Origin of the sequence: Rubripirellula amarantea (assembly GCF_007859865.1) — a bacterium.
GTDB lineage: Bacteria > Planctomycetota > Planctomycetia > Pirellulales > Pirellulaceae > Rubripirellula > Rubripirellula amarantea.
This window is the reverse complement of record NZ_SJPI01000004.1, coordinates 197918-221445: the sequence shown is the minus strand read 5'-3', so window position 1 is coordinate 221445 and position 23528 is coordinate 197918. Positions and strand designations below refer to the sequence as shown.

Genomic DNA, 23528 nt, shown 5'->3' with positions numbered 1-23528 from the left:
GTATTTTGGCCACGGTCTTGTTGACGAAGCACGGCACATCAATTGATGCTCGGTGAAAGCAACATGATTTGAGTTTTCCGTTTCATAGCGATGCGAAATTGCGATTCATCGAGCCAACCGAAATTAAGTCGAACCAGTACAATCGCATCGCGATGACAAGTCGCTTGCCAGAACGAGTTTTCTACTTGGTGCGCTGGTCGTCGATGACGTCGGCGAGAGCCTTGGCAAGCGGATCGTCATCCGCGCCGCAGAAGCCCCAGTGCTCACGACGTCGCCATCCCTCAGCGTACTCAAACTTGCCGCTCATCTTGCCCACATCGCGCCCAACTTGGCGACCGGTTTCAAGGTAACTGTCCATCCCTTGGCTTTCGTCAAGCCATTGTTTTTGACTGGCGTGACAAGCCAGCGTATCAATCTTTCGATCAATCACCGACGTGGTGTCGACGTAGAAGTGCGGTACAACTAGTTCACCGGTGGGGATTCGATTATGGACCGGTTGAGCGTGGTAAACGGTGACTGGTTCCATGTAAACATCCGTGGGTGGATCGCTTTCCAGATTGGGCATCCCATGCGAGAACGCGGCGCTAACGGCCAAGCGGCAGGCGACTTCGTGATCTTCCATGTAGTCAATCGGCGAATGAGTCAAGACGATGGACGGCTTGGCCATTCGAACAACAGCCGTGACCTTCTTCAGATTTGCGGTGTTGTACTCACCTTCCATGTCAGAAAAAATTGGTCCGTAAAACTTAGCACCCATCAAAGCAGCGGCCGCTTGAGCTTCCTTCAATCGGACTGCCGCGCACTCGGCTTGGCTCATGGTCGTAGAGCCGCGAGATCCGTCGCATAGGTTCATGTAGTGAAGGTCCCAGCCGCGATCGGCTAGGTGCAGCATCGCACCCGCAAAAAGGAATTCAATGTCGTCGGGGTGGGCAGCAATGGCGAGGCAGGAAGGCATGGCGATGTTGAAAGAGGATGGTGGGGAGGGTCGATTGATCAATGAGGATCCAACGCCTAATAATGTAGGCTGTTGCGACACTTCGCGTGACTCCCCTTTGCTAGGAATAATGTTCTCTTGATAGCCCGCGATCGAGCTCTCGCCCTGTTGACGCAATGCACCGGTGAAACGATCTGGCCGCTAGATCATTGCCAAGAGCAACGGGTGCCACAGGCTTGGATTGATGAACTTGCCGATGCGTTCGAATCAAGCTTCGATCGGGACCGCGATACGATCTATTTCCAGGAGCGTCCGACCAATCATTTTCACGGCATTCGCGATGTGGACTTGGCCATCAAGCTGGCTGGCGTTTTGGGGGTGGACATGAGCCGGATCGAAGGTCGGGTGGCGTCCCGCTCCGCGATGGTCGCGGCGATCAAAGACGCGGTGATGGAGGGCTAATCGAGACTAAGTTTGCCCGGCCAAGCGTCGCAGCGGAAATGGGGTCGCGAGGCTTACTTTCGTTTGCCTGGTCGCTAGGTGCTCCCTTTCTTGCGGGATCTCGAAGAGGCACTGTTTGCTGGTGACTGTTCACTGGCGACTGTTTGATGGCGACTGGCTGCTGCCCAGTTTGGCTGCTTCCCAGTTTGCCGCCGCCTAATTTTGCCGCAAGCGATTGGCCGCTGCGGATTTTTCGCTCGATATGATTTAGTCGTGCGAGATTCGGTTCTCTCTGTGATATCGGACCTCTGCTGCAATCGTGTAGCCTGGCATACAATGAATAGGGTGCTGGTGCCGATTCAGGCATCATTGCTACCAATTTTGGGTTGCTGTGGTGCGCCCCTCGCGATTCCTCAAACGAACCTTTCCGCCCATGCGACAAGAACTCGAAAACGCCCTCGCTCAGCTTCATAAGCATTTGCAAGATGTACAGGAGCTCGACGTAGAAGAACGAGCCCGATTGGAAGCTGCCGTCACCGAGATTCAGACGAGCCTTGATCGCAGCGAGGTCAATTCGCAATCCCTTGCCGAGCGATTGCAAGAAGCAACTGAAGAATTCAAAGCCTCCCATCCCGCCCTAACCGAAAATCTGGGCCGCATCGCCGACATGCTCTCGCAGATGGGAATTTAGGCGCGTACTCGGGTGAATCGACGGGTGAATCGACTGGCCGATGTGCTTTTGGTCACTATCCAGATTGATCTTCATTTATATTTTTGGCTTCGCTAAGCTCCGGGACCTATCTCATAGTGCCCCCGACATAACTGGCGAAGCGAGTGTTTGCACGAAGTCCTGATCGCATCCTAAAAGCGCTGACTCACCACGAGCACTACCTCGCGTTGTGGAATATGTCTCGGGTCTACGATCAGTTTTGGGCAAATTTTAAGCGGTACATCACCAAGCAAGGTGAGTATCCCTATCAGCCAGGTTTGGCGACGCCGCAGGGGCGGGTGAATCCAATGCTGCACTGCCCTGCAGATATGCTGACGGTCAACGAAATTTTCTGTCGCAAGGATTATGATGCGGATTCTTCAATCAATGTTGTCGTCGACATTGGTTCGAACATCGGAATCAGTGGTCTTTATTTCCTGACACGCAACGATCACGTTCGTTGTTACCTGTACGAACCCGACCCCGCAAACGTTCCGAAACTTGAATCGAACTTAGCGTCTTACAAAGATCGGTACACGCTTTACGAGAACGCGGTTTCGTACGAATCAGGTCGGCTACAGTTTGGCACCGAACCGACCGGACGCTACGGAGGTTTGGGCGTTAGCACCGGAAACTACATCGAAGTGGAAACGATAACCATCAATGATGTTTTGGCGGATGTGCTTTCAAAAGAAACTCACGTCGACATTCTCAAGCTTGACATCGAAGGGCTTGAAGTGGATACGGTGTCGGCGATTGATCCGAAGTACCTCGATAAGATCGGTCGTATTTACTTTGAGTACATGGAGCCCGCCCCAGTAACGCCGATCTTTCCTAGCGAATTTCGTCAGAACCAACGTGGTTCGATTTACCGAATGTTCAACAAACTCGAAAAATAGGAATCCTCATTAAAGCCTCCAGTGAGCTTTTTCGTACCGTAACCGATGGACCTTGTGGCGACGCGTCACAGATGTTGGTCTAAGAATCGGTATCGGGCTAAGTCGCTGTTGGTTGACCTCACGGTCCTTTGTGTTTCGGTCGGCCTTGGCGCGAAGCTTTCGACTAGGTGTGGCAGTTTCATTGAGGATAAGTGATCTCTAGCAGGATGCTCCGTTGAACGCTCGTCTATTCGCCGTAATCATTGCCATGATTGTGGCTTGCGTACCGCAGGTCATGGTCAAGGTCCCGTACGCGCCCGAACAAGCGAAGTCCACTGACTTTCTTGCATTGCTAGCGCTCCCTGTGGTGTTGTTGATGTGCCGTTACCGCGGCTACGCCAAGCGCATCGCGTTGGTAAGTCTGTTGGCAGTAGGGTTTGCTGTGACCGTGATGTCGCTTCGGATGTTGCTTGACGACAATCGTCATCTCTATCTGCTCGATACACCTCAGCTTGGGCGACTGTTTTCCATTCACGTGCCATTGTTTTTGGTCGCGGCGATGCCGCTTGATCGTAAGTGGCTGACGCGATGCTTGATCGTATTCGGGACGTTAGCAGTTGCTGTCACGCTTATCATCGCCACGCTCTACCACTTTGGAAGCACAGCGTTCGACGCTCACCAGACTTTCCAACGCGATGGTGGAGAATTGTTTCACCGTTTGGGAGGCTTGCAGGGTGAGACAGGAGCATTCGCATTCAACGCGACTGTTGGTATCCAAATCCTGTTGGCTGGCCTAGCCATGGCAGGTCGCAAGCGTCTGTTTTGGATCGGACTGTGGTGTGTGCTTCCCGTTTACTTGGCGTTTATCTACCACGAATCTCTCGTCCGGGTTTCGGTGCTAAATACGCTTGTCTTTTTTGCGTTCAGTGTGCTTGGGGTGAACCACTCGGCGGCAAAGTCTAGGTTTGCGATGCGTGGCTTTGTCCTGCTGGGGGCGATGTTGGTTCTGTTGCTTTCGGTTACTGAGTACCCAATTTTGGACGTAGAAATCGAACGAGCCAATATGGATGGGAACCTGAACCAATTGTCATCAGGTAGAGTCGCGCACTGGATCGCGGGGATCGAGCAAACGTTCGACAGTCCGACGTATGCGATTTTCGGTATGGGTTACCGCGCGCCGGAGTTTGTGCTCGGGCATCCCGTGGAAAACTTTTTTGTCTTCCACTTAGCCACCTACGGCTTGTTGGGGAGCGCACTGTTCTTTGCTCTCTATGGAGTGTTGGCCTGGCCTACGGTTCGCAGCGCGCTTCGTGGTGACTTCGCCAGCGGCATTTTCACTGCGATGATGTTGGCCGTTGTGATGCAATGGCAGGTCAATGACGTCAATTTGTACTATCAAACCTTTCCCGTGCTATTGTTTTTCTCTGCTTGGTTTGCATCCATCAATTGGCAAGAAAACGCATCACGCGAGTCAGGCTCAACCGTGGTTGCTAAGACCGCAGACGTTTGATTCTAGCGGCCGCCTGGCGAGTCTCTTCGATCCACTGCGTCATGTCGATTCCCGACAGCGATTCGAATTGCTCCATGTCAGGAAGGACCTCGGTTGCGCAAATCCCGTGGTGGTAGTCGGTGCAGTTCAGAGTGTTCGCGGGAGCCGCAAACAGTGGGAAACGATGTGGCATGTAGGACAACCACGGCATGACGCGTTTGAAGCTTGTGCGAAGATTCCGCGGAATAGCATTTCGAATTGATCTACCGACCGGGTTAAGCGATTTCAGATCCGACGATTGATGTTTGAGCTCCAACGCTTTTTCGCTGTAATCGTGGTCCGATACACCAAGGAATTCGTGAACTTGTGAAAGCACCTCGGTAGGCGAGTGTTTCATGTTCTCGGATTTTGCAATCAGAAACCTGTTGGTGTCGTAAAACTGCAGCCACCGCGAAAAGCACCGGCCGTACAGGCTGTCGCCGTGTAGCCTTCCGTCGCGCCAGGCTATGGCGAAGTCAGACCAATCGACACCGTTGGGTTCAAGGTGCGTGCCAGCTCTGATCATATTCCAATGGCTTACCGCTCGGTCCACCGGTTGCCGAATGCATAGGATGAATTTTGCATTGGGGTACCAATGAGAGAACTTGCGAGGCGCATCAGGGTCGCTGAAGGCGTGAATGCTGCCGTCGATTCGAAGCCCTGGTCGGTCGCCGAATGCTTGGCGGTAGCGGTTCCAGTCAACGGGCCTTGGCAGGCGATTAAATGTTCCACGGTGGTCTGAAAGTTCGTCGACTTCTTTGGGCTCGCTGAAACATACTTCTGGGTGATGCTGCAATGCGCCGGCTAGCCACGTCGTTCCCGCTTTGGGAACGCCAATTAGAAAGCAGTCGACGTGTACCTCCGCTGCTGCCGTATTCTGCATGCCGTTATTTTCGATCATCAATCAATTCGTTCTATGGTGAGACTAGCCAAAAGCCGAGGCGTTGCTTGACGGAAACTGTCAGCAGAAGGTTCTGCAGGATACTTGCAATCGCAGTGGCGATGGCTGCGCCTATCAGTCCTAGTCGAGGAATCAAGATCAACGAGACTACGATTGCAACGACCGAGCCGATCAAAGTTGCTCGCCGCAGGTCCCGTTCGTGACCGGTCATCGACAACAGATAGCCTACCGAACCAGTGCAGACATTAACAAATTGAGCAATCGCTAAGATCTGTAACGCTCCCGCTCCCCCACGAAAGTCCGAGCCAAACAGGCCCATGATTTGGCTCGGGAAGATCATCATCGCTAGAAACAATGGTAGCGAAATCAAAGCGAGCAATTGGCATGACTTCTTTGAGAGTCTTGCTAGTTGATCGCTTTGGCCGGAATGAAAAAACGACGCAAACTTAGGAGCCAAGACCGTGTTCACTGCCGCCAAGATAAAGCCAATAAGCAGTGCCGTTCGTTGAGCGGTAGCTAACTGCGATAGTTCATTTGATGCGATCCAGAAACCGGAAATCAATTGTGCAGACCAGCGACTCAATTGGCTGAGCACGTCGACACCCCAGAGGGGAATGCAACTGTTAAGTATCTGTTGATTTCCAATTTCGAGATTCGAAGCTTCGAGTCGCTCGTTCGAATCAACCTCAGGTTCAACTCGTGACGTTGCAGCGGGTAGAAGGTACCAGCCCAACGCTGCTGTCAGCATCGTTCCGATACTAAATATGTACCCTACCGTGACCGGACTGGCAGCGTTCCGAACGGCAACGCCCAAGATCACAAATGCGTTTAGTGCAATGTTTAGTACGAATACCGAGAAGACGATCTTCCGCATGCCTTGAAGCCCCATAGCAATCAGCGAAAGCATCGAAAGCCCTATCAACCCCGGGCTCATTGCGCGAAGAGTCTCGGACAGATTTGACGAAAGTTCGGTGTAGGTTTCTATCGTTCCCGACACGAAATAGAGAGCCACTGCAACAAATGTCGAGGCGGTGCCAGCCAAAATCAGGCAGCGTCGAAGTGTGTCCAGCGTGCCAACTACATCACCGTTGCCGAATTGGATGCTCGTGAACCGCAGCACGGTCAAGTCCGTCCCGATCCGTGCAGAGACCGACAAAACCATCACCAACGACAGCGCAAAGAAGAAGACGCCAGACTCGGTGGCACCCAAATAGCGAGCCAAAAACAGGCTCAGTAGAAACGCAGAGAGTCCACCAACCAGTCGGACAAAAACACTGATCGCTGAGCCGAGAAGTAGTTTTCGATTCGTACCCACAAATTTCCGATCGGTGAGGAAACGCTTTGTTTGTTTATCCCAAATGCTTTGCTTCACCTATGACACCAGGCGAAATCCTCATAGGCTCGCAATCTACCCAGCCTGCACTGAGTAGATATATCATCCGTTTGCACCGCGTATAGTCGACCGGGCGTTCGCCACGGCGGTTGGCATAGCGTATTGCGGCTGCGTAGTGCGGCGACTGGGCCAATGACGAATGGTGGTCTTCTAGTTTGGTCGGGAAGATCCCTACTTTTCGACGCTCAAGCAATAGAACGTCAGGCTGTTGGGCCACTTACGAAGTTGTCCCGACTTGATCAGTGACTTTGCATGTTGAAGCAATCCTGGTCTCGACCACGGCAGCAAATCCGCCTGAGATTCCGCAAACCAATCAGTGGAAACGATCGACGGTTGCTGGAGTTGCGATTGAACCGTGGGGAATGCATCGGATTCTTCATTCCCCTTAATGATCAACGATAGCAGTTGCTCGGCTTTTGCTTCAGGAATATCGTGCTTTCCGTCGAGCGAGATATCGAAGGTAATGACGATTCGTCCACCGGGGCGAACGACCCGGCGAAACTCGTTGATAATTGTTTCGTAGGCGTCGGTGTGTTCGAGTACCGATACGCAGTAAACCGTGTCGACGGACTCATCTTCGAAAGGGAGCTGACGCAAATCAGCGACGGAAAACTTGATGTTTGCGTTTTGCGTTTTGTTGATCGAATCGTACAGCGGCGATAGCGTTTTATCATAGTCACAGCAAGCGACTTCGGCTGACGGGTTCTGCTGCTGCAAATAGAACGGGAAGAAGGTTGCACCAGAACCTGCATCGAGAATGCGAAGCTTTTCCGAGCCATTGGCAGGTTCGATTCTTGAGTAAACGAACGGGTATTCCCATTGTCGACTCCATTGATGCAAAGGGTCCGTGATCCATTTTTTCATGTACGGACGAAGCGTTTCGGCGTTTGCCGACACAAACTGATCTGAAAACTTCTCCATTTGCTGAAAGTCGGGCGAACCTATCAGCTCTTGGTATTCAGATGAAGTCGGAACACCATTCCGCATCTGGAAAGAAGGAGAGGTCATGAAATTTCCTGGCTTGAGAATCTAGCAAAGGTGGTTGGACTTGGTCGGCCTGGGGGCGTAAACCGCACTTTCTCGTCAATTCAGGCGGTTTCCGAGACAGTGGATAGCAAAAATGCTGACAAACGAGAATATGTCCTTGATGGCGATCCTTTCTTCGGTCTCGCTGGTTCAAGCCGGTCTTGATCTTGACTTTGGCTCGAATCTTTCCGCAGAGTATAGCTGAATTCAGACCGATCCTTCTGGTCCAGCCGATCCCTGACTCCCCATCCTTCCATGCATATCTGTATTGTCACAGAAGACTTTCTTCCGAACATCGGAGGGATGTCACAACATGTCTATGAAATCGCCAGGTGCTTCGTTCGCTCAGGCATCAATGTGACGGTCATCAATCAAGTCGTTGAGGACCGAGCGGAGGGAATTGAAGACTATGAAGGCATTCGTGTCGTTCGATCCAGCTTTGAATCGTTGTCGCCCAAAACTCGTATCATTCCCTACTGCATGAAGCTACGACGGTTGATTCTGCAGGAACATGATCGGTTGTCCATTGATGTGATTCACTGGCACGACTTACGGGCCGGTCTTGCCATTAAGTACTTGCCGTTTGACTGCCCCAAAGTCTTTACCAACCACAGTTCTACTTTTCTGATGCGGAAGAGTAGCCGAGCTTATCGGTCGTACTACCGCTTTTCGCTCAATCACGCAGATCATTTTCTTGCCCCTAGTCAAGAACTTGCCGAGGAAACTGACAAGCTGCTCGCATGCACAACGACATATATTCCCAACGGGTACGACCCCAGTCGCTTCTATCCCCAGCACGCCGACGGACTGCGTGCCGAATTGGGCATTGCGGAAACGGATCAAGTTCTTTTGGTACCGCGTAGGTTGGCTCCCAAGAATGGCGTCTTTGTATTAGCGCAAGCGATGCCAAAAATCTTGGCGGCACATCCAAACGCACGAGCGGTTATTACCGGCGGTGGGTTTCCAGAAGAGCGCGGGCGAATCGAAGAACTGGCTTCGACACACAGTTACGTCGACCGTATCAACTTTCTCGACGGAGTTGAAAATCAATACATGCCGCGACACTACAACATGGCCGACCTTGTTGTCATGCCCTCATTCATGGAAGCAGTTAGCTTATCGGCGCTAGAAGCGATGGGCTGTGGCAAGTGTGTTGTTGCGTCGGACGTCGGCGGTTTGAGCCAACTATTCAAGGGTGAGCAGTGGGGGAAATTGGTTCCACCAGGGGCACCCGACGACTTGGCCGATGCGATCATCGAATTGCTAGGAAACGATTCCAAGAGAAGCGAACTGGCAAACGCTGGTCGTGAACATGTCTTGGAAAACTATACGTGGGAGCAGGTCGCCAACCAAACGCTACGATCGTATAAGGTTGCGTGAACCACTTAGTTGATGGACTCGAAAATCGATCTGACGCGAAGACGGTGCGCCGCGAGATCGAATGACTTGCTATGCTCGATGGCTTGTTGGCTCAACAGGTGATAGTGATCTGGGTTAGCAAGCATGTGGTCGATGGCTTCGGCGATTGCTTGAGCATCCTTGGGCGGGACGTGATATCCCGTCACTGCGTCGATGGTTATTTCTGCCTGAGCCCCGATGTTGGTGACGATCGCAGGAATTCCAAAACTGTTCCCTTCCATCGGGACGCGACCGAATGCTTCCTCGAAAATTGAGGGAGTACACACCACATGAACTTCGCTTGCCAAAATTTCGTTGACGTTTTCAGCAAAACCTAGCATCTTGCAGTTGCTAGAGCAGAGTTCCCTGAGTTCGTTTTCTAGTGGCCCTTTACCATAAATTCGGACCTCTACGTCCTCGGGGTTGCGTACTAATCGCGCAGCACGAATGAGATATTCAAGACCTTTCCAGTGAAGAAGACTGGCGAAGGCAGCGACAACAAATTTTGGTTTATCGCTGGAAGGCAGTAAGGCGGGCACACGCTTGGCGGTTGCGCCTTCCTGAGTCTGCACGGCATTGTACAAAACTTGGCACTGCGGCATTTCTAAGTTACTCGCCACAGCTTGCGAAACGCAAAGAATAGAACGAGCTCGCTTAAGAATGAACTTAAGGATCTTGAAGTACACGCTCGTCGGATCGTCGACAGTTCTTGCGTGGTAGACAAACGGGATCCGGGTGACCAGGGATAACACCCAGGCGGGGACTAGCGTCTTTTTCAGCGGCGCATACAGAATCGCGTTACGCGAGTTCATGCCTTCACGACGAATCAAACCAAACAGCCCGATTACGTTCCAAGCTGTTAAGAACGGATACATTACTAGTTCGAGAAAGCCAATACGGAAACTGCCCTTGTTGCCTCCTACATCAGATCCAAACGATCGAAGGCGGTACACCGGTTTGCCCAACAGTTCGCGTGATCGCGTTGCGAAAATGGAATCGGGAAGGGAGTCGGTAGCCGTAACCTCGAAGTGATCGACCAAGGACGATATCACTTCTAGTGATCCTTTTTGACCTCCACCAAACCCAACCTTGCGACTGTCTTCGAGTATCAGCACCTTTTTCATATCGGAACAGTGCTATGGAAGTTGCCCGACACCATGCCGATTGACGGAAACAAATTCTGGTACGAAGGCAATTGGTATCCCCAGTTTGCAAGTGTCTGCAAGAATTGACGTCTAAACTCATCGAACGAGAAGCGTTCTGCCTGTTGACGGGTTCGCGCGGGATCAAACGATACCGTTTCGAGCATTTCGATTGCTGCGATCATTGCGTCGGCGGTTTGTTGTTCAAAGAACAAGCCCGTTTCGTTCTCGATTACGGTTTCTAGCGCTCCTCCGGCCCGAAAGGCCACGACCGGGGCTCCCGAAGCTTGAGCTTCCACCGGAGTGATTCCAAAATCTTCAATGCCAGGAAAAACAAATGCTCGGCAGGTTTCGAAATGTTTGCGAACCACATCGAAAGGTTGCCGTCCTTTGAACTCGATGGTCGGACCCGCGATTGATTCCAAGTGTTTCCGCTCCGATCCGTCGCCGATAACGACCAAACGTCGTCCCAGTTTGGTATATGCCTCTACCGCAACGTCGATCCGCTTGTAAGGCGCTAGCTCTGATAACACGAGGTCGAAGTCCTCTCTCGCTTTTGTTGCGTCGAAAGCCATCGTATCAACGGGTGGATAAACGACGGTTGAATCGCGGTTGTAATAGTTCCGAATTCGATCGGAAACGAAAATAGAATTCGCAATGAAGTGGTCTACGTTTTGTGCTGACTCAAAGTCGAACTTTCGCAAGCCATCGGAAAAGCGATCCAACGCGAGGCTGGTCAAGCGTGATGCTCGCTTGTAGTCGGAGCCTAGTTCCCACAAATATCGCGGTGGCGAATGGCAGTAACAAACGTGCTTGGTTTGGGGGCCGAGTGGAATGCCTTTGATCAAAGACGCATCCGACGAGATGAGTAGATCTACATCGCTGGGCACTTGCATTCGCCGAATCGCGTGCGGATGCATGGGCAATAGGTGTTTGTAGAACTGATCAATTCTTGGGATGTGCTTCAGCAAACTTGTGTGGATCTTACGATCACGGACTCCGGGGACATCGATCGTCCGATCGTGAGTCAGCACATATACATCGGATCCCGGACATAATTCGGCGATCTGCTCTAGGACTCGTTCGCCACCGCGGTAGCTCATGATCCAGTGGTGGGCGAGGGCAATCTTCATGGGCTTTACTATGGATAAACGAGAAGGAACGACGATTAGCGTGAGGATCGTTTCGGCGTCGCGAGCGACACTGACCTTACATGGCTTTTGGGACTAATGTCTCGACGCAATTGTCGTATAAGAGTTTGGAATTGGGCATCATCATCGGCCATTGCTGCGCCAAGGGATGCTTGGTTGATCGCTTCTTGGTATTGTCCAATCTTCCGTAGCTCAACGGCGTACTGGTACCGATAGCTGGTGTTCCGGCGATCAATGCGGACTGCCTGAGACCAAGCCTCAACCGCTAAATCTCGGTTCCCCAGGTGGCTATAGATGCTACCAGTCCAAGCGAAACGCGACGAATCGCTGATGTCGGTTCGTCGCTGCAATGCTGCGGTCAACCGATCACCAATGTCGTTTGGCAATTCTTGATTCCATTCACTACGGGGCTGGTCATCTGACTGATCGGGCTGGTCAACGTTAAGTAGTCTTAGCACGGTGAACATCCGGCTTTTCGGAATTAACTTTTCAGCAATGATTTCCGGTGCAATGGTATCGAGGGCATGACGGAAAATGGTGTCAGCGTGCTTGTCGTAAAACGCTAGCGATCGTTGCCAGTAGCTAACGGCGGTATCCGTGTCATCGGAAAGAAAGGAGATGAGACCACCTTCAAATAGCAGGTCACAGTCGTTATTCGCAAGCGGCGACAACGCGACAACCATCGGGGCGGTGGGGACATCAAGCACGGGGGCAAGATGAGCCGCACTGATGTGATACCCGGGAATGCGAGGTGAGAGCTCTAAGGCATTGATAAGGTCTCGAGTCGTATTGACAATCGAATGCCTGAACCGCTCATCGACCCATAGCTCTTCGAGCAGACCATCGCGTTCTTCCTCGCTAAGAGTTTGCAATAACACGAATAGACGTTCAGGATGAGTGGCATCCCACGGTAAGTCCATTCCAGACTGTTGAGCTAAATCGCATATCGCAGAGCGTGCGGCGATTAAGTGCCAATGGGAGCGACGGCGGTAGAGTTCAGACTTGGCGGGTTGACGCTCTATTGCTGCATCAATGATTGCGATCGCTTGAACGATTTCAGATTCTGACGCCGGCCCGCTTACTTTGGATACTTTCGTGGCGTCGAGTGCCAGCTCAGCGAACTGTTGTTGGCTAGCGAACCTAGCCGACAAAATGACGGCCACAAATACAAAGCTGGCCGCAATGGTATGCCCGAAGGTCTTGAAAAAACCACGCCGCTCTTTGGTCTGTTGCAAGTCCAGTGGTTTCGTTGCACATGCAAGCACCACTCCCACGATTGCAGCGTAAAGATAAAAGTTTGCTGGGATGATGATGACGAAATCGACAACGCTTTGTATCACTGCACTGATCACGACAACCAATGAGATCATTCCCCATCGCCGCGTCGAAGATTCGTGTTCTCGTTTCTGCAAACGGATGCACAGAGTCACTAGGCTAATCAATGCCGCAACTAGGACTGCGGTGCCGATCAAGCCAGACTCAACGAAGGTTTCCAGATATTGGTTGTGCGCGTGTGTGTACCAACTCGCTTGAGCGTCACGTTGGGTTTCGAGTGCTGCATAGCCGTAGGTTCCGTACCCGGCACCCATCGGGAAGTGTTCCATCGCAGCTCGCCAGCCATCAGGCCACCGCTCGAAACGTGAGTTATGAACCACGGGATCAAATGCCAAGTCATCCATGCGATCGCTCGTCGACCGCTTCGCACCACCAACCCAAACCAATGCGACCACTGCGACCAAACCTATCGACGCTGTGATGAGTTGTCCTTTGGAAGGCAGCTTTCGTTGATGGTAGGCAATCGCAACGATGGAAGCAGCGGCAAACGAGAGCCAGGCTCCTCGGCACAGCGAGATTGCCAAACCTGCGACTAGCAGGATCAAGATAGAAACCTTGATCAGATTTGAGATTTCGAACACGTCGTTGCCACCGTAACCATCCCGGCTGCGATCCAATCGCGACGATTGGCTGTTTTGACTGCTGCGACGTGATTCTCGAAAGAATAGATAGCCAACAAGAATGGCCAGGGCTGGCACCAAGCAAGCGGCACCAGCGTTTTTATACACGAAGCTCGCGAAGGGAATCGACCGTACTGTGTGCGGAACACCTGGAAGTATGTAGGCATCGTTACCCGACCGCTGGACGAAACCCCACAACACTAATGCAATCGCGTTGGCGACGACAACAGCCGCCAAGCATTGTCGAGATCGTTCAGTCTCAAAAAACACAGCGACGCAAAACATTACTGCGACGGCTGAGCAAAGTGGCACCATCGCGGCGAGTGTTTCTTGCGGGATGATGCTCTGGGTTGAAGAAGCGACTTGGACTTTGCCCGAGTTTGGCTGCTGAAGGGATCCCCAAGTGCCGGCACTTGAAGAGAGCTGGTGTGACTTAGCCGCGACCCCGGCTTCGAGTGTATCGATCACATCACTGGCGTAGCTGGCTTGGGAGACTCCCTTGCTGTCACCGAAAATCAATGACTGATCGAGTGCCTGCATTCCGGAATAGGCAATGAAAAGGCAACCCAAACTTGGGATCAGTAGTGGAACGACGCGACGGTTGCGGTTAAGAAACACTAGGACCGTGGCGAGGCCCATCGCAATGGACGAACCCACTGCCATGTCGTACTTCGCCCGCGTCGTGACGCCACCGATACTCCAGATCGCGTAAATCAATCCAGTGATGATTAGGGCTTGGCCAGCAACGCGAATCACGCGTTCAGCGGTTCTGTTTTGCATGGAATCCGTTCCTGCGCGAACAAACTGTTAGATCAAGCACGATTTGGAGGCGATGGTGGTGACGTGTCAGTGACGCAATTGCATCGGAAATCAAACTCGCTTGATTCCCTGGTTGCGAACAACGTCAAGCTTCGTGTCTATCACTAATTCTTCACGATCTCGTTGAGTCGATCGATATTGTGATGGAGCCGGCTGCCCAAATCATCCGAGTGCCTCAGGCGGTTTTCCCAAGTATCCTCAAGCGTTGTCGTGTTAGAGTCGTCTTTCGTGACTGGCTTGGATCCGTACTGATGATGGTAGCGACCAACGTATCCGTACTTGTTTTGGCCGTAGCCACCGTACTGGTAAGAACGTAGCGCATTCTTGTCGACGCCGTTAACGATGACTGCCGTCGGTTCTACTTGAATGTCATGAAGCACTCGTACGGCGTCCTCAACAATGCTACGTCCGTTCTTGATCACTCGTACGGTTAACAAGACCGAATCAACCATTGGCGCGATGATCGCAGGGTCCGCGACGGCCAGTACTGGCGGTGCGTCAATGAGGACGAGGTCGTATTTGGCACAGGCCTCTTGCAGCAGTCGCGTCAGTTGGACTGATTCCAAAAGCTCAGCCGGTTCGGCGGTGGGACCTCCATTGGGAACGATGTCCAGGTTCGCTACCTCAGTTCTTGTTACCGCTCCTTCGAATGGAATTCTTCGTTCCAAGTAGTCCGAAAGACCCGGTTCTTGATCGATACCAAACAGTTTGGCAATCACCGGCCGACGCATGTCGGCGTCAATCAGCAGCACCTTCTTACCGGTCTGGGCAAACGAGATGGCCATGTTGGAGATTGTGGTTGATTTTCCGTCCCCAGGTTGAGGGCTCGTTACCATGATGGTTTGAACGCTGCCTTTGCGGTTGGCAATCATCATTGACGTACGTCCTACCCGAAAGATTTCTGCTTCCGGAGATCGTGGCGAATGAAAAGTCATCAGCGATGGATCAAGCATGGACTTAACGTTTGCTGCCTTTCGCAGATCTCGCAACGCCATCCGCGGTACGTGAGCGATGACGGCGGCTCCGGTTGTACCTTCGAGCTCTTCCACACTGCTGAAGGTTGAATCAAGCGTCTCTGCTGCGACCACTAGGATCAAACCAAGAATGGCACCATTGACCAAACCAATCGCAAGAACGATCGAGAGGCGAGGCCAAACTGGATTCATGGGAACTTCCGCACTTGCAAGAAGATCGGTGCTAAAGCCTGCGTAAGAACGAGAGAGTTCGAGTTCTTGTAGTCGTTCAATCACTTGATCGTAGCGTGATTGGGCACGTGAACGGATCGCGCGGAGTGCACCAGCTTTCATGAAGTCCGCTTCGACTTCCTTCGCCAGCAACATTTCTTTCTGAGACTCACTCAGCAAGACTGCCTTTCGCATTTCAAATTCCGAAATGTCATTCTTGAGCAACATGACGTAGGTCATCACCATTTCGGCGGGATCCATGTCTTTCTGTTCTCGAGCGGTGTTCTCAGGTCGATTGGCATCGATGAACTGTCGCGTGATCATCGTCTCTTCGCGTGCTGCTTCAACCAGCGGATGCTCGGGACCAAACGTATCGCTGAGTGCCTTCTCTTTTTGAATCAAATCAAGGAGGCGGTTGTATTGCGCTTTGGCAACTTCCGCTCGCATAGGTTGAGCAGCCTGGAATGCTTCCGATTGAGCACCGCCTCGTGCCATGTCGAGGAAGAACTTCAAACGTTCCACCTCTTTTTGGCTTAGCAACGCCAAGTGCCCCATGTCGCCGGTGGTTCCACCGTTTCGTTCTAGCGTCGATTCGATCACTTCCAATCGAGATTTAGATTCAGCGAGACCTGAGCGAACGTCGTTCAATTCTTTTTCGATGTCAGCCAAACGTTCCTTGTGGATGTCGCGAACCTTGTCCCCTTCAAGCAGCACTGGGACGGACGCGACATAGTTTCGGTAATCTTCGTCTGCATCACGAAGTTCCTTTTCGTGAGTTTCTCGTGCTGCGTCGATCAACTCCACGGCAAGCTTGCTTTTGTCTTGGTCTTGCGAGTCGATGTAGGTCTTGTAGCTGTTGTAGATCGACGACAAAACCATTGCGGCTTCTTCGGGATCGTTGGCGCGGTAAGTTACCCGCAGCACCATCGCGTTTTGAGCATTTCCGTCACCACCTCGCTCGACTTCGATGCTGTCCAGAATGTGATCGACGTACGAGCCACCGGATTGGCGGATTTCCGCGAATGATGGGTACTGAGTCAGATCGCCCAGCTCGATCGCTTGTGTAAGCACCTTTCTTGCGATGAATAAACGCATGTGCGTTGCCAACTGGTCATCGCGAATCGATTCGCCGCTACCGCTGTTGCCATTGATAGTTCCGCGGCTGGTCATCTCGCTTGACCGCTGCCCCACCAACACTTCAATGCTGGATTGGTACTGCTGAGTAGCCGTCGTGTAATACAGGGCCGATAGAGCGATCCCAACGAATACACCGAATACCAACAGTCGCCAACGACGACGAATCATGCCTAGAGGGTCGATTTCGCCACTGGCAAAGCTAAACGATTTGGTCGACTCTGTCATGCTGCTTCTTACTTATCTACTAGTTGGAGATGCACTTCTCTAGCAGAATCGGGACAACACGTACCACCGTCCCATCGAAAACCCCCATCGCACTACAGATTCAATGCGTGGAACAAGAACGACCGCAACAACTCCGATCGTCGCAGTGATCGTTACATATTAACGCTAGCGATCTTTGCGTCTTGACGCTGGTAACGACAAGACGTCGCTACCGTGCTTAGAAACGGCTCAGGCCTGATGTATTCGCTCAGGACGCCTTCGTGAAACCAGCCAATTCCAGAGCTCGCTGGGGTGCTTCGTGTTTCATGAACGCGTTCCATACACCACCACTACGCAAGTTCTCGGCCATGATCAACGAGATACCCGTGTCGATGCCGATCACGTCGCGGCCAACCCAGTTGTTGACGGGGTTGTAGACGTTGATGAAGCCGTATCGCCCATATACCCGTTCACCAAAACGCGATTGCTGTTCGCGAAGCGTGTGCAGGGCCTGCTCGGGCACGATCGCCAATCCGCCTGCCGCGGCGCTAGGCACGATGCTACCGTCGATTCCACGATCGGGTTCAAAACGGCCAGCTTGGTATGGTCCGCCCCAGTCCCGATATCCATCGATGCTATCGCTGCTGGTCAGACCCCAAAGATCGTCTCCGTAGTGCGAAAGTTGAGTTGGATAACGAACACCGAGTTCTCGTAAGAACGCAATCTGGGCCTTGTGAGCTCGCACCGCGTTGTCCCAATAACTTCGCCCGCTTGGTGACCGCACGGCACGGAAATCAAAATACGCCATCGGGTATTGATGCACAAACAACGGAGGGTAATGCAAGAAGCCTTCGCCTTCGTAACTGAGCACTGGTTCGCGTCGCCAAGCCTGCCAACATTCACCAGGGATTGCGTGCCTGGGTGCACCAATGGCGAGTAGCACCAAGATGATTAGTTCGCTGTAGGAGTCCCATTGATGGGGAATCATGCCAGTCTCGGGCAACCAACCCATGTGGAGCAGATTGTTGGACCCCAGCATCCACGACCACTCCACTCGCCGGTACAGCTTATTGGCAAGATCGGTGATCTCATCGTCGTCGGCGAACGTGGTGGCAGCGCAAATTGACCCAGCAATTAACAATGCGGTGTCGATCGATGACGCTTCGCTTCGTTCGCGTCGCATACCGCTACCCCGGTCAAAGAAGTGGTAGAGAAAGCCCCGTTCGTGCTCCGCCAGGTTCAGCAACGAATCAAGCAAGCGACGAACGTGCGAGGCGCCCTGCTCCCGGGCGATCCATCCCGCTTCCGTTGCAACACAATGACTCGTCAAAGCGAATCCACATGCTGCCGAAGAAGCGTGGTCGCTAAACCAACTTCCATCGCTTGCCGCTCGGTCCGAGACGAAGCCGGTTTCCGGATGGGCAGCCTCCACCATGAAGCGATAATTCCGCATTTGCATATCAATCAAAAATGCGGCGTCACTTTCGGTCATTGTGTTTCCCCAAGAACTAGCATGAGCCGAAGGGCTGCGCAATACGGAGCTGATGCACGGTAGAGAGGCACCGGCAGCTAGAAATTCGCGTCGCTTCATGGCAACACCAAATTAAAAAGGCGGGAAAAAGACGGATGTCATTCCGTCGATAGGCAGGTAGGAACCACGCGATGACTTCGAGTCACATGGATGGCCATGATTTCGAGTCACATGGGTGGTGTAGGCGGAGTGTCAGTCCGGTGCCCGAAGAACAGTCACTTTGACGCGTTACAGAGCAAGAACCGCCGCTCGGCGAGAACCCAGGAACGAAGGATTAAAAACTGGCCGCCATTCCCGGCTACCACATGTCTCTAATCTATCGCCCGCAAAGTCTACTCCATTGTACCTTGTAACCGCATTTCTTCCAATATCTTATCTTCAAGGTCTGATTGCTCGCCGTTAGAAACCAAGTGCTGAAAAGGCAGTGTTTTCCAGCGAAAATGGTTTTAAGGTTGAGGCAAAATGTGCCACGACTCGATTGATTTAATTGGCACGCCGTTTGTATCTTGCTGGGATCCATCGGAGACGCGTGAAGCGTTTCAACACTTTTCGACAGCCTTTTCTTCTTTTCAACGAATGGATTTTCTGATGTCCACGAACACGTTTCGTCAGCACGAAGTTGGCACACAACGCGTCACTGATGTAGCCAACCTAGTCGACGCCGCTCGCAATTATCTTGTCGCCGCAGGGCACGAATCAGCATCGGCTGAGTCGGCCAGCCAGCGAATCGCTGCGCTAGCTATCGACAGTTTTCACAGACGTAGCCAAGACGCTACGACCGATCAGCTTTGTCGACGCGCAATCGCGATCGCAATTGGCGAAGCATCGTCGCGAAACGGATCCGAGTGTCGTGTGGTGCCGTCGGAAACGCACCGGCCCATGGGGCCCGCAATGCCTATCCGCACCGCCCGGTGGTTGCGATTGGGTCGCTAGAAACACCTATGTCTGAAACGACTGCTGTCACGCGCGACTCACTCCAAACTAATTTTCAGCCAGCGAAGGTCCGGCAACGGACCGTGCAGTTGGCTGTGGTGACACTCACGCTGATATCAACGGCAATAGCGACGTGGTACTTCATCGAAGCACTCCAAGGACGAGGTCTACACCTCCTTGAGTTAGCCGCCATTCCATTGTTCGCTTTGCTGTTTGGTTGGATCACGTTTTCGCTTTGTTTGGCCACTCTTGGATTTGTCGACTTACTAAAGCGACCAGCCAAGTCGACCGAAGCAACTGAACATGCGACGCAAGGCCGTGGTGATGACTCCGGCGAAGGCTCGCGAACGGCGGTGTTGATGCCGGTGTACAACGAATCTCCGCGGCGAGTGTTCGCGGGAGTCCGTGCGATGATGGATTGCCTGGACCGAATGGGTGTGGGTCATCAGTTCGATTTCTTTGTACTCAGCGATACCACTAACTCCGAGATCTGGCTTGCCGAAGAGATCGAGTGGTCCCGTTGTTCGCCGAAACAGCAGACGCCGAAACAGCAGACACCGAACGAGCAGACGCCGAACGAGCAAACGCCGAACGATCAAACGTTGAACGGCAGTCGTATTTTCTATCGCCATCGACCCAATAACGAAGCACGCAAGTCAGGAAACATCGCTGACTTTTGCAAGCGATGGGGTTCGCAGTACCCGTTCATGATCGTCTTAGATGCGGACTCGTTGATGTCGGCGGACACGATGATCGAGATGGTCACTCGAATGAGGAGCGATCCCAAGCTTGGCATTTTGCAGGTGCCGCCAGTTCCCATCGGCCGACTTTCGTTGTTTGCACGATTACAACAGTTCGCGGCATCGGCCTACGGCAACCTCTTTGTTCGAGGCTTTGCGAAGTGGGCTGGTAGCGAAGGAAACTATTGGGGGCATAACGCGATCATCCGTGTGCAACCATTTATGGATCATTGCGAGCTCCCCAAGCTTCCGGGCCGTGCACCACTGGGTGGCGAAATTCTGAGCCATGACTTTGTAGAAGCGGCCTTGATGCTTCGTGCTGGTTACAAGGTAGATATCGCATCGGACCTTGGGGGAAGCTTTGAAGAGTGCCCGACGACCCTAACGGACTACGCGAAACGTGACCAACGTTGGTGTCAGGGAAATCTGCAGCACAGCCGTTTGATCGTGAACGAGTCTATCAATCCGCTCAGCCGTTTTCATTTCACCTCGGGGATCCTCGCCTACGCTGCATCGCCTCTTTGGCTACTAATGACCGGCTTGTGCATCGTCGCATTGCTATGGGAAGGATGGTCCTCAACCGGTGAAGCCTCAACCGGTGAAGGCGGGATCGTGCTGTCTGAGAGAGCCACGCATATTGCGTTGGTGTTGTTTGTAACGTCGATGACGATGTTATTGTTGCCCAAGGTCATGAGTTTGGTCACGATCTCGCTCGACTCCCAACGACGTCGGCTATTTGGCGGAACGTTGAAGCTTTGGTTCAGTGGAATGATCGAAATGTTGACGTCGATTCTGCTGTCACCAATCATGGCCATCTACCACACCCAGTTCGTCGTTTCGACGCTGGCGGGAACGAACGTGCGTTGGTCGGCTCAGCAACGAGATGAACGTGGCGTCCGATGGATCGAAGCCATTGTCGACTTCGCTGGGATGATGGTCTTGGGCGCTGCCATCACCACGTTCCTTTACTATTTGCAACCGACGCTTTTGTTGTGGTTTAGCCCCTTCTTAGTTGGCCTTGTGTTAGCAGTGCCAATCGCGGTGGCGATGGGAAGCGGTTCAGTAGGTGGAATGCTTGCCCGAGCAGGATTGTTGGCGATTCCTGAGGACTTTGTTCAGCCAGAGGTTGTGAAAGCTCAACACTCAATCTTACGAGACGAACCGGTCAGCGAGTTCGCGGGCTTCTCGTCTCTGCTAGACGCTGTCATTCGTTCACCCAAGCTGTACCTTTTGCACCGGAACATCCAAGCGGAAAACGGTTGTGATGTTCCGTTGCCGACGAGCCAATCCAAAGCAATCGAGGCCGCCTTTGCCGCCAGTGGCACGAAGGGGATTCCCGACAAGCTTGTTGGCCCGCTCCTGAAAGATGCAGCAACTTTGGAAACGCTTCATATTGAAGCTCAGCTTGCGGGCGCTCGATAGGGCAAGTTCGCGTCGGCGTAGTGTGTATAATCGAGCCTTCCTCGAACCTATACCTACAGCCCGCCCATGCTTAATTCAACTCACCGAACTATCGTTTCCCTGGCTTTCCTATTCGTTATCGTTGGCAGCGGCTTGGCTGCTGAGGAACGAAAACCTAGTGGTAAGCCCAACGTGCTGATCTTGTTTACCGACGACCAACGAGCGGATACGATCGCCGCGCTTGGCAATGACTCGATCATCACACCAAACTTGGACAAGTTGGCTGAGCGTGGTTGCCATGTATCCTCGGCCTACTGTTTGGGAGCGAACATGGGAGCGGTATGCCGACCGAGCCGAAACATGTTGCTCTCGGGACGAACCTACTTTCGTTGGTCGAATCCAACCGATGGTAGTCGGCCGGAAAACAACGCTCCGGCAATCGCGAACACGTTGCCCGCGGTTTTTAATGCTGCTGGGTATGAAACGTATCACCACGGCAAACAGGGCAACACCGCTCAGCTCATTCATAAACAGTTCGCCCACACACATTATCTTGACGACTTTGCCGATCGTTGGTCGATGGAAGCAGGACGCAAGGTGGTCGACGACGCCATTTCGTTCCTGACTACGCGAAACAAACCAGAATCGCCTTGGCTGATGTACCTTGCCTTTGCGACGCCTCATGATCCGCGTGCAGCGAGTCCCGAAGCACTTGCCATGTATGATGCGCAGGAAATTTCGCTACCTGAGAATGTGAAGGATAGCCATCCATTTGACAATGGTTCAGTGATCGGTCGCGATGAGTGGACAGCAGTGTGGCCGCGAACGAACCAAGTGCTTCGAGATCAGCTTCACGATTACTATGCCACGATCACCACGATCGACTCGCACATTGGTCGGTTACTTGCTGATTTAGAATCGCGAGGTCAACTCGATGATACCTTGATCGTGTTCACTTCCGATCATGGTCTCGGCATGGGTAGTCACGGCTTGATGGGCAAGCAAAATGTCTACGAGGACGGCTATAAGGCACCCATGGTCATTGCCGGTCCCGGAGTGCGGCACGGCGTGGCCCCAGACCCCGTCTACTTGATGGATATGTTTCCGACATTGTGCGAGTTGACCGGCGTCGACGTGCCCGAGGGGCTAGACGGTCGAAGCTTTGCGCCGATGTTAACGAGTGACACCAAGGGACCGCGGGATGCGGTGCTGCTTAGCTACACTCAAACTCAACGAGCGATTCGGATGGGTAATTGGAAATTGATCCGTTACCCGAAGATCAACCGTAATCAGCTTTTCAATTTGGCGGATGATCCTGCTGAGTTGAATGATCTGTCCGATGACCCAACTCAGTCATCACGCGTAGCAGAATTGATGGCGAGGATGCGTCAGTTGCAATCCGAACAAGGCGACACCTTGCCACTAATCAGTGAGTCGCCTAGTTCAGGTGAGTTCATTCCACCGCAAGTGGAAATCGCCGCTTCCGAACTACCGCCACTGCACGCCAGTCAACCTGGCGAGCGCGACTTGCAGATGACTGACATGGTCGGGCGAGCCAAAGGTTCGGAAGGTAAGCCGTTCACCGTTTTATTGAAGGACGGAGAAAAGCTCTCCGCCATCGCAGTCGGCCTCACTCGAACATCACCGGCATCGGTTTCGGCTTTGCGATTCGACGTCATCGGAAGTGACAACCGTGATGAGTCGCGGCGGACTGTCATTGCTGGCGATCCGAACGCACGCTGGATGCCGCTACTAGATCAAATGCACCGACAACAGATCGCTGGTATCCATGGAGCTGCGGGAACGATTGTTAACCAACTTGGCTTTACCGTTGACAACGGCAAGTCGGTACCAGCATGGGGAAACGCCAGTGACGAAAGCCCTTTTCAAGTGATGTATGGTGATTTCCCTTATCGTAAAGGCGATCCCCAGCCAACCTTCAAAGGGTTTTGCGGAACGATCGTAGAATCGTCGGGAACTTCCTTGATCGAGTCACTAGGGATTCTTTACCTGCCCGTTGAGTAGATTTGTCGAGTAGACGAGTCGAGTAAGCGTGTCGTGTTGGCGTTCTGGCAAACTATCGGCGTAAAATTCTTGCTGTGATCTAGCAATCATCCGTGATG

17 protein-coding genes are annotated in these 23528 nt (G+C 52.7%); 8 read left to right on the top strand and 9 right to left on the bottom strand.

The features are described 5' to 3' along the window. Positions 1 to 181: 181 nt before the first annotated feature. Complete coding sequence (locus tag Pla22_RS24730; RefSeq protein WP_146517572.1) at positions 182 to 955, bottom strand: PIG-L deacetylase family protein; 774 nt, start codon at positions 953 to 955, stop codon at positions 182 to 184. Positions 956 to 1072: 117 nt separating this feature from the next. Here Pla22_RS24730 and Pla22_RS24725 point away from each other — a divergent pair, with 117 nt between their 5' ends. The 4 genes from Pla22_RS24725 (at position 1073) to Pla22_RS24710 (ending at position 4472) form a co-directional block, all read left to right on the top strand. Then, complete coding sequence (locus tag Pla22_RS24725; protein ID WP_146517571.1) at positions 1073 to 1396, top strand: hypothetical protein; 324 nt, start codon at positions 1073 to 1075, stop codon at positions 1394 to 1396. 412 nt (positions 1397 to 1808) lie between these two features. Continuing rightward, positions 1809 to 2066, top strand: a complete 258-nt coding sequence (locus tag Pla22_RS24720) for a DUF4404 family protein (RefSeq protein WP_146517570.1) — start codon at positions 1809 to 1811, stop codon at positions 2064 to 2066. A gap of 143 nt (positions 2067 to 2209) precedes the next feature. Next, positions 2210 to 2983, top strand: a complete 774-nt coding sequence (locus tag Pla22_RS24715; RefSeq protein WP_146517569.1) for an FkbM family methyltransferase — start codon at positions 2210 to 2212, stop codon at positions 2981 to 2983. Between the two features lie 214 nt (positions 2984 to 3197). Then, positions 3198 to 4472, top strand: coding sequence for a hypothetical protein (locus Pla22_RS24710; protein WP_146517568.1), 1275 nt, complete (start codon positions 3198 to 3200; stop codon positions 4470 to 4472). Here Pla22_RS24710 and Pla22_RS24705 read toward each other — a convergent pair. The 3 genes from Pla22_RS24705 to Pla22_RS24695 form a co-directional block, all read right to left on the bottom strand. Next, on the bottom strand, positions 4453 to 5391 hold the full coding sequence (locus Pla22_RS24705) for a sulfotransferase domain-containing protein (protein WP_146517567.1): 939 nt from the start codon (positions 5389 to 5391) through the stop codon (positions 4453 to 4455). The genes Pla22_RS24710 and Pla22_RS24705 overlap by 20 nt on opposite strands. Positions 5392 to 5404: 13 nt before the next feature. Next, positions 5405 to 6706 (bottom strand): MATE family efflux transporter, encoded by a 1302-nt coding sequence (locus Pla22_RS24700; protein WP_146517566.1) that lies wholly within the window; start codon positions 6704 to 6706, stop codon positions 5405 to 5407. Between the two features lie 249 nt (positions 6707 to 6955). Next, positions 6956 to 7792 (bottom strand): class I SAM-dependent methyltransferase, encoded by an 837-nt coding sequence (locus Pla22_RS24695; RefSeq protein WP_146517565.1) that lies wholly within the window; start codon positions 7790 to 7792, stop codon positions 6956 to 6958. Between the two features lie 273 nt (positions 7793 to 8065). On the opposite strand from Pla22_RS24695, the gene Pla22_RS24690 reads away from it, so the two are divergent. After that, on the top strand, positions 8066 to 9190 hold the full coding sequence (locus tag Pla22_RS24690) for a glycosyltransferase family 4 protein (protein ID WP_146517564.1): 1125 nt from the start codon (positions 8066 to 8068) through the stop codon (positions 9188 to 9190). A 5-nt stretch (positions 9191 to 9195) separates the two neighbouring features. Here Pla22_RS24690 and Pla22_RS24685 read toward each other — a convergent pair whose 3' ends face one another. The 5 genes from Pla22_RS24685 to Pla22_RS24665 form a co-directional block, all read right to left on the bottom strand. Then, a complete protein-coding gene (locus tag Pla22_RS24685) occupies positions 9196 to 10332 on the bottom strand; it encodes a glycosyltransferase family 4 protein (RefSeq protein WP_146517563.1) in 1137 nt (378 codons plus the stop codon). After that, a complete protein-coding gene (locus Pla22_RS24680) occupies positions 10329 to 11483 on the bottom strand; it encodes a glycosyltransferase (RefSeq protein ID WP_146517562.1) in 1155 nt (384 codons plus the stop codon). The genes Pla22_RS24685 and Pla22_RS24680 overlap by 4 nt, the downstream gene beginning before the upstream one ends. A gap of 35 nt (positions 11484 to 11518) precedes the next feature. Continuing rightward, the gene (locus Pla22_RS24675) at positions 11519 to 14236 is read right to left on the bottom strand and encodes an O-antigen ligase family protein (RefSeq protein WP_146517561.1); all 2718 of its coding nucleotides are present in this window, start codon (positions 14234 to 14236) and stop codon (positions 11519 to 11521) included. A 143-nt stretch (positions 14237 to 14379) separates the two neighbouring features. Beyond that, the gene (locus Pla22_RS24670; protein WP_146517560.1) at positions 14380 to 16821 is read right to left on the bottom strand and encodes a GumC family protein; all 2442 of its coding nucleotides are present in this window, start codon (positions 16819 to 16821) and stop codon (positions 14380 to 14382) included. A 247-nt stretch (positions 16822 to 17068) separates the two neighbouring features. Beyond that, positions 17069 to 18292, bottom strand: a complete 1224-nt coding sequence (locus Pla22_RS24665; protein WP_242632323.1) for a glucoamylase family protein — start codon at positions 18290 to 18292, stop codon at positions 17069 to 17071. A gap of 627 nt (positions 18293 to 18919) precedes the next feature. Here Pla22_RS24665 and Pla22_RS24660 point away from each other — a divergent pair. The 3 genes from Pla22_RS24660 to Pla22_RS24650 all read left to right on the top strand — a co-directional run bounded on the left by Pla22_RS24660 (position 18920) and on the right by Pla22_RS24650 (position 23430). Then, entirely contained in the window at positions 18920 to 19264 is a 345-nt protein-coding gene (locus Pla22_RS24660; protein WP_146517558.1) for a hypothetical protein, read from the top strand. Between the two features lie 8 nt (positions 19265 to 19272). After that, complete coding sequence (mdoH, locus tag Pla22_RS24655; RefSeq protein ID WP_146517557.1) at positions 19273 to 21426, top strand: glucans biosynthesis glucosyltransferase MdoH; 2154 nt, start codon at positions 19273 to 19275, stop codon at positions 21424 to 21426. A 66-nt stretch (positions 21427 to 21492) separates the two neighbouring features. Continuing rightward, positions 21493 to 23430, top strand: a complete 1938-nt coding sequence (locus Pla22_RS24650) for a sulfatase-like hydrolase/transferase (protein ID WP_146517556.1) — start codon at positions 21493 to 21495, stop codon at positions 23428 to 23430. Positions 23431 to 23528 lie beyond the last annotated feature (98 nt).

Bases quoted from the DNA above. Each gene is read 5' to 3' on its own strand.
- Pla22_RS24680 (WP_146517562.1), bottom strand. From the start codon at position 11,483: ATGAAGATTGCCCTCGCCCACCACTGGATCATGAGCTACCGCGGTGGC.
- Pla22_RS24675 (WP_146517561.1), bottom strand. From the start codon at position 14,236: ATGCAAAACAGAACCGCTGAACGCGTGATTCGCGTTGCTGGCCAAGCC.
- Pla22_RS24650 (WP_146517556.1), top strand. From the start codon at position 21,493: ATGCTTAATTCAACTCACCGAACTATCGTTTCCCTGGCTTTCCTATTC.
- Pla22_RS24685 (WP_146517563.1), bottom strand. From the start codon at position 10,332: ATGAAAAAGGTGCTGATACTCGAAGACAGTCGCAAGGTTGGGTTTGGT.
- Pla22_RS24665 (WP_242632323.1), bottom strand. From the start codon at position 18,292: ATGACCGAAAGTGACGCCGCATTTTTGATTGATATGCAAATGCGGAAT.
- Pla22_RS24695 (WP_146517565.1), bottom strand. From the start codon at position 7,792: ATGACCTCTCCTTCTTTCCAGATGCGGAATGGTGTTCCGACTTCATCT.
- Pla22_RS24660 (WP_146517558.1), top strand. From the start codon at position 18,920: ATGTCCACGAACACGTTTCGTCAGCACGAAGTTGGCACACAACGCGTC.
- Pla22_RS24690 (WP_146517564.1), top strand. From the start codon at position 8,066: ATGCATATCTGTATTGTCACAGAAGACTTTCTTCCGAACATCGGAGGG.
- Pla22_RS24720 (WP_146517570.1), top strand. From the start codon at position 1,809: ATGCGACAAGAACTCGAAAACGCCCTCGCTCAGCTTCATAAGCATTTG.
- mdoH (WP_146517557.1), top strand. From the start codon at position 19,273: ATGTCTGAAACGACTGCTGTCACGCGCGACTCACTCCAAACTAATTTT.
- Pla22_RS24670 (WP_146517560.1), bottom strand. From the start codon at position 16,821: ATGACAGAGTCGACCAAATCGTTTAGCTTTGCCAGTGGCGAAATCGAC.
- Pla22_RS24730 (WP_146517572.1), bottom strand. From the start codon at position 955: ATGCCTTCCTGCCTCGCCATTGCTGCCCACCCCGACGACATTGAATTC.
- Pla22_RS24705 (WP_146517567.1), bottom strand. From the start codon at position 5,391: ATGATCGAAAATAACGGCATGCAGAATACGGCAGCAGCGGAGGTACAC.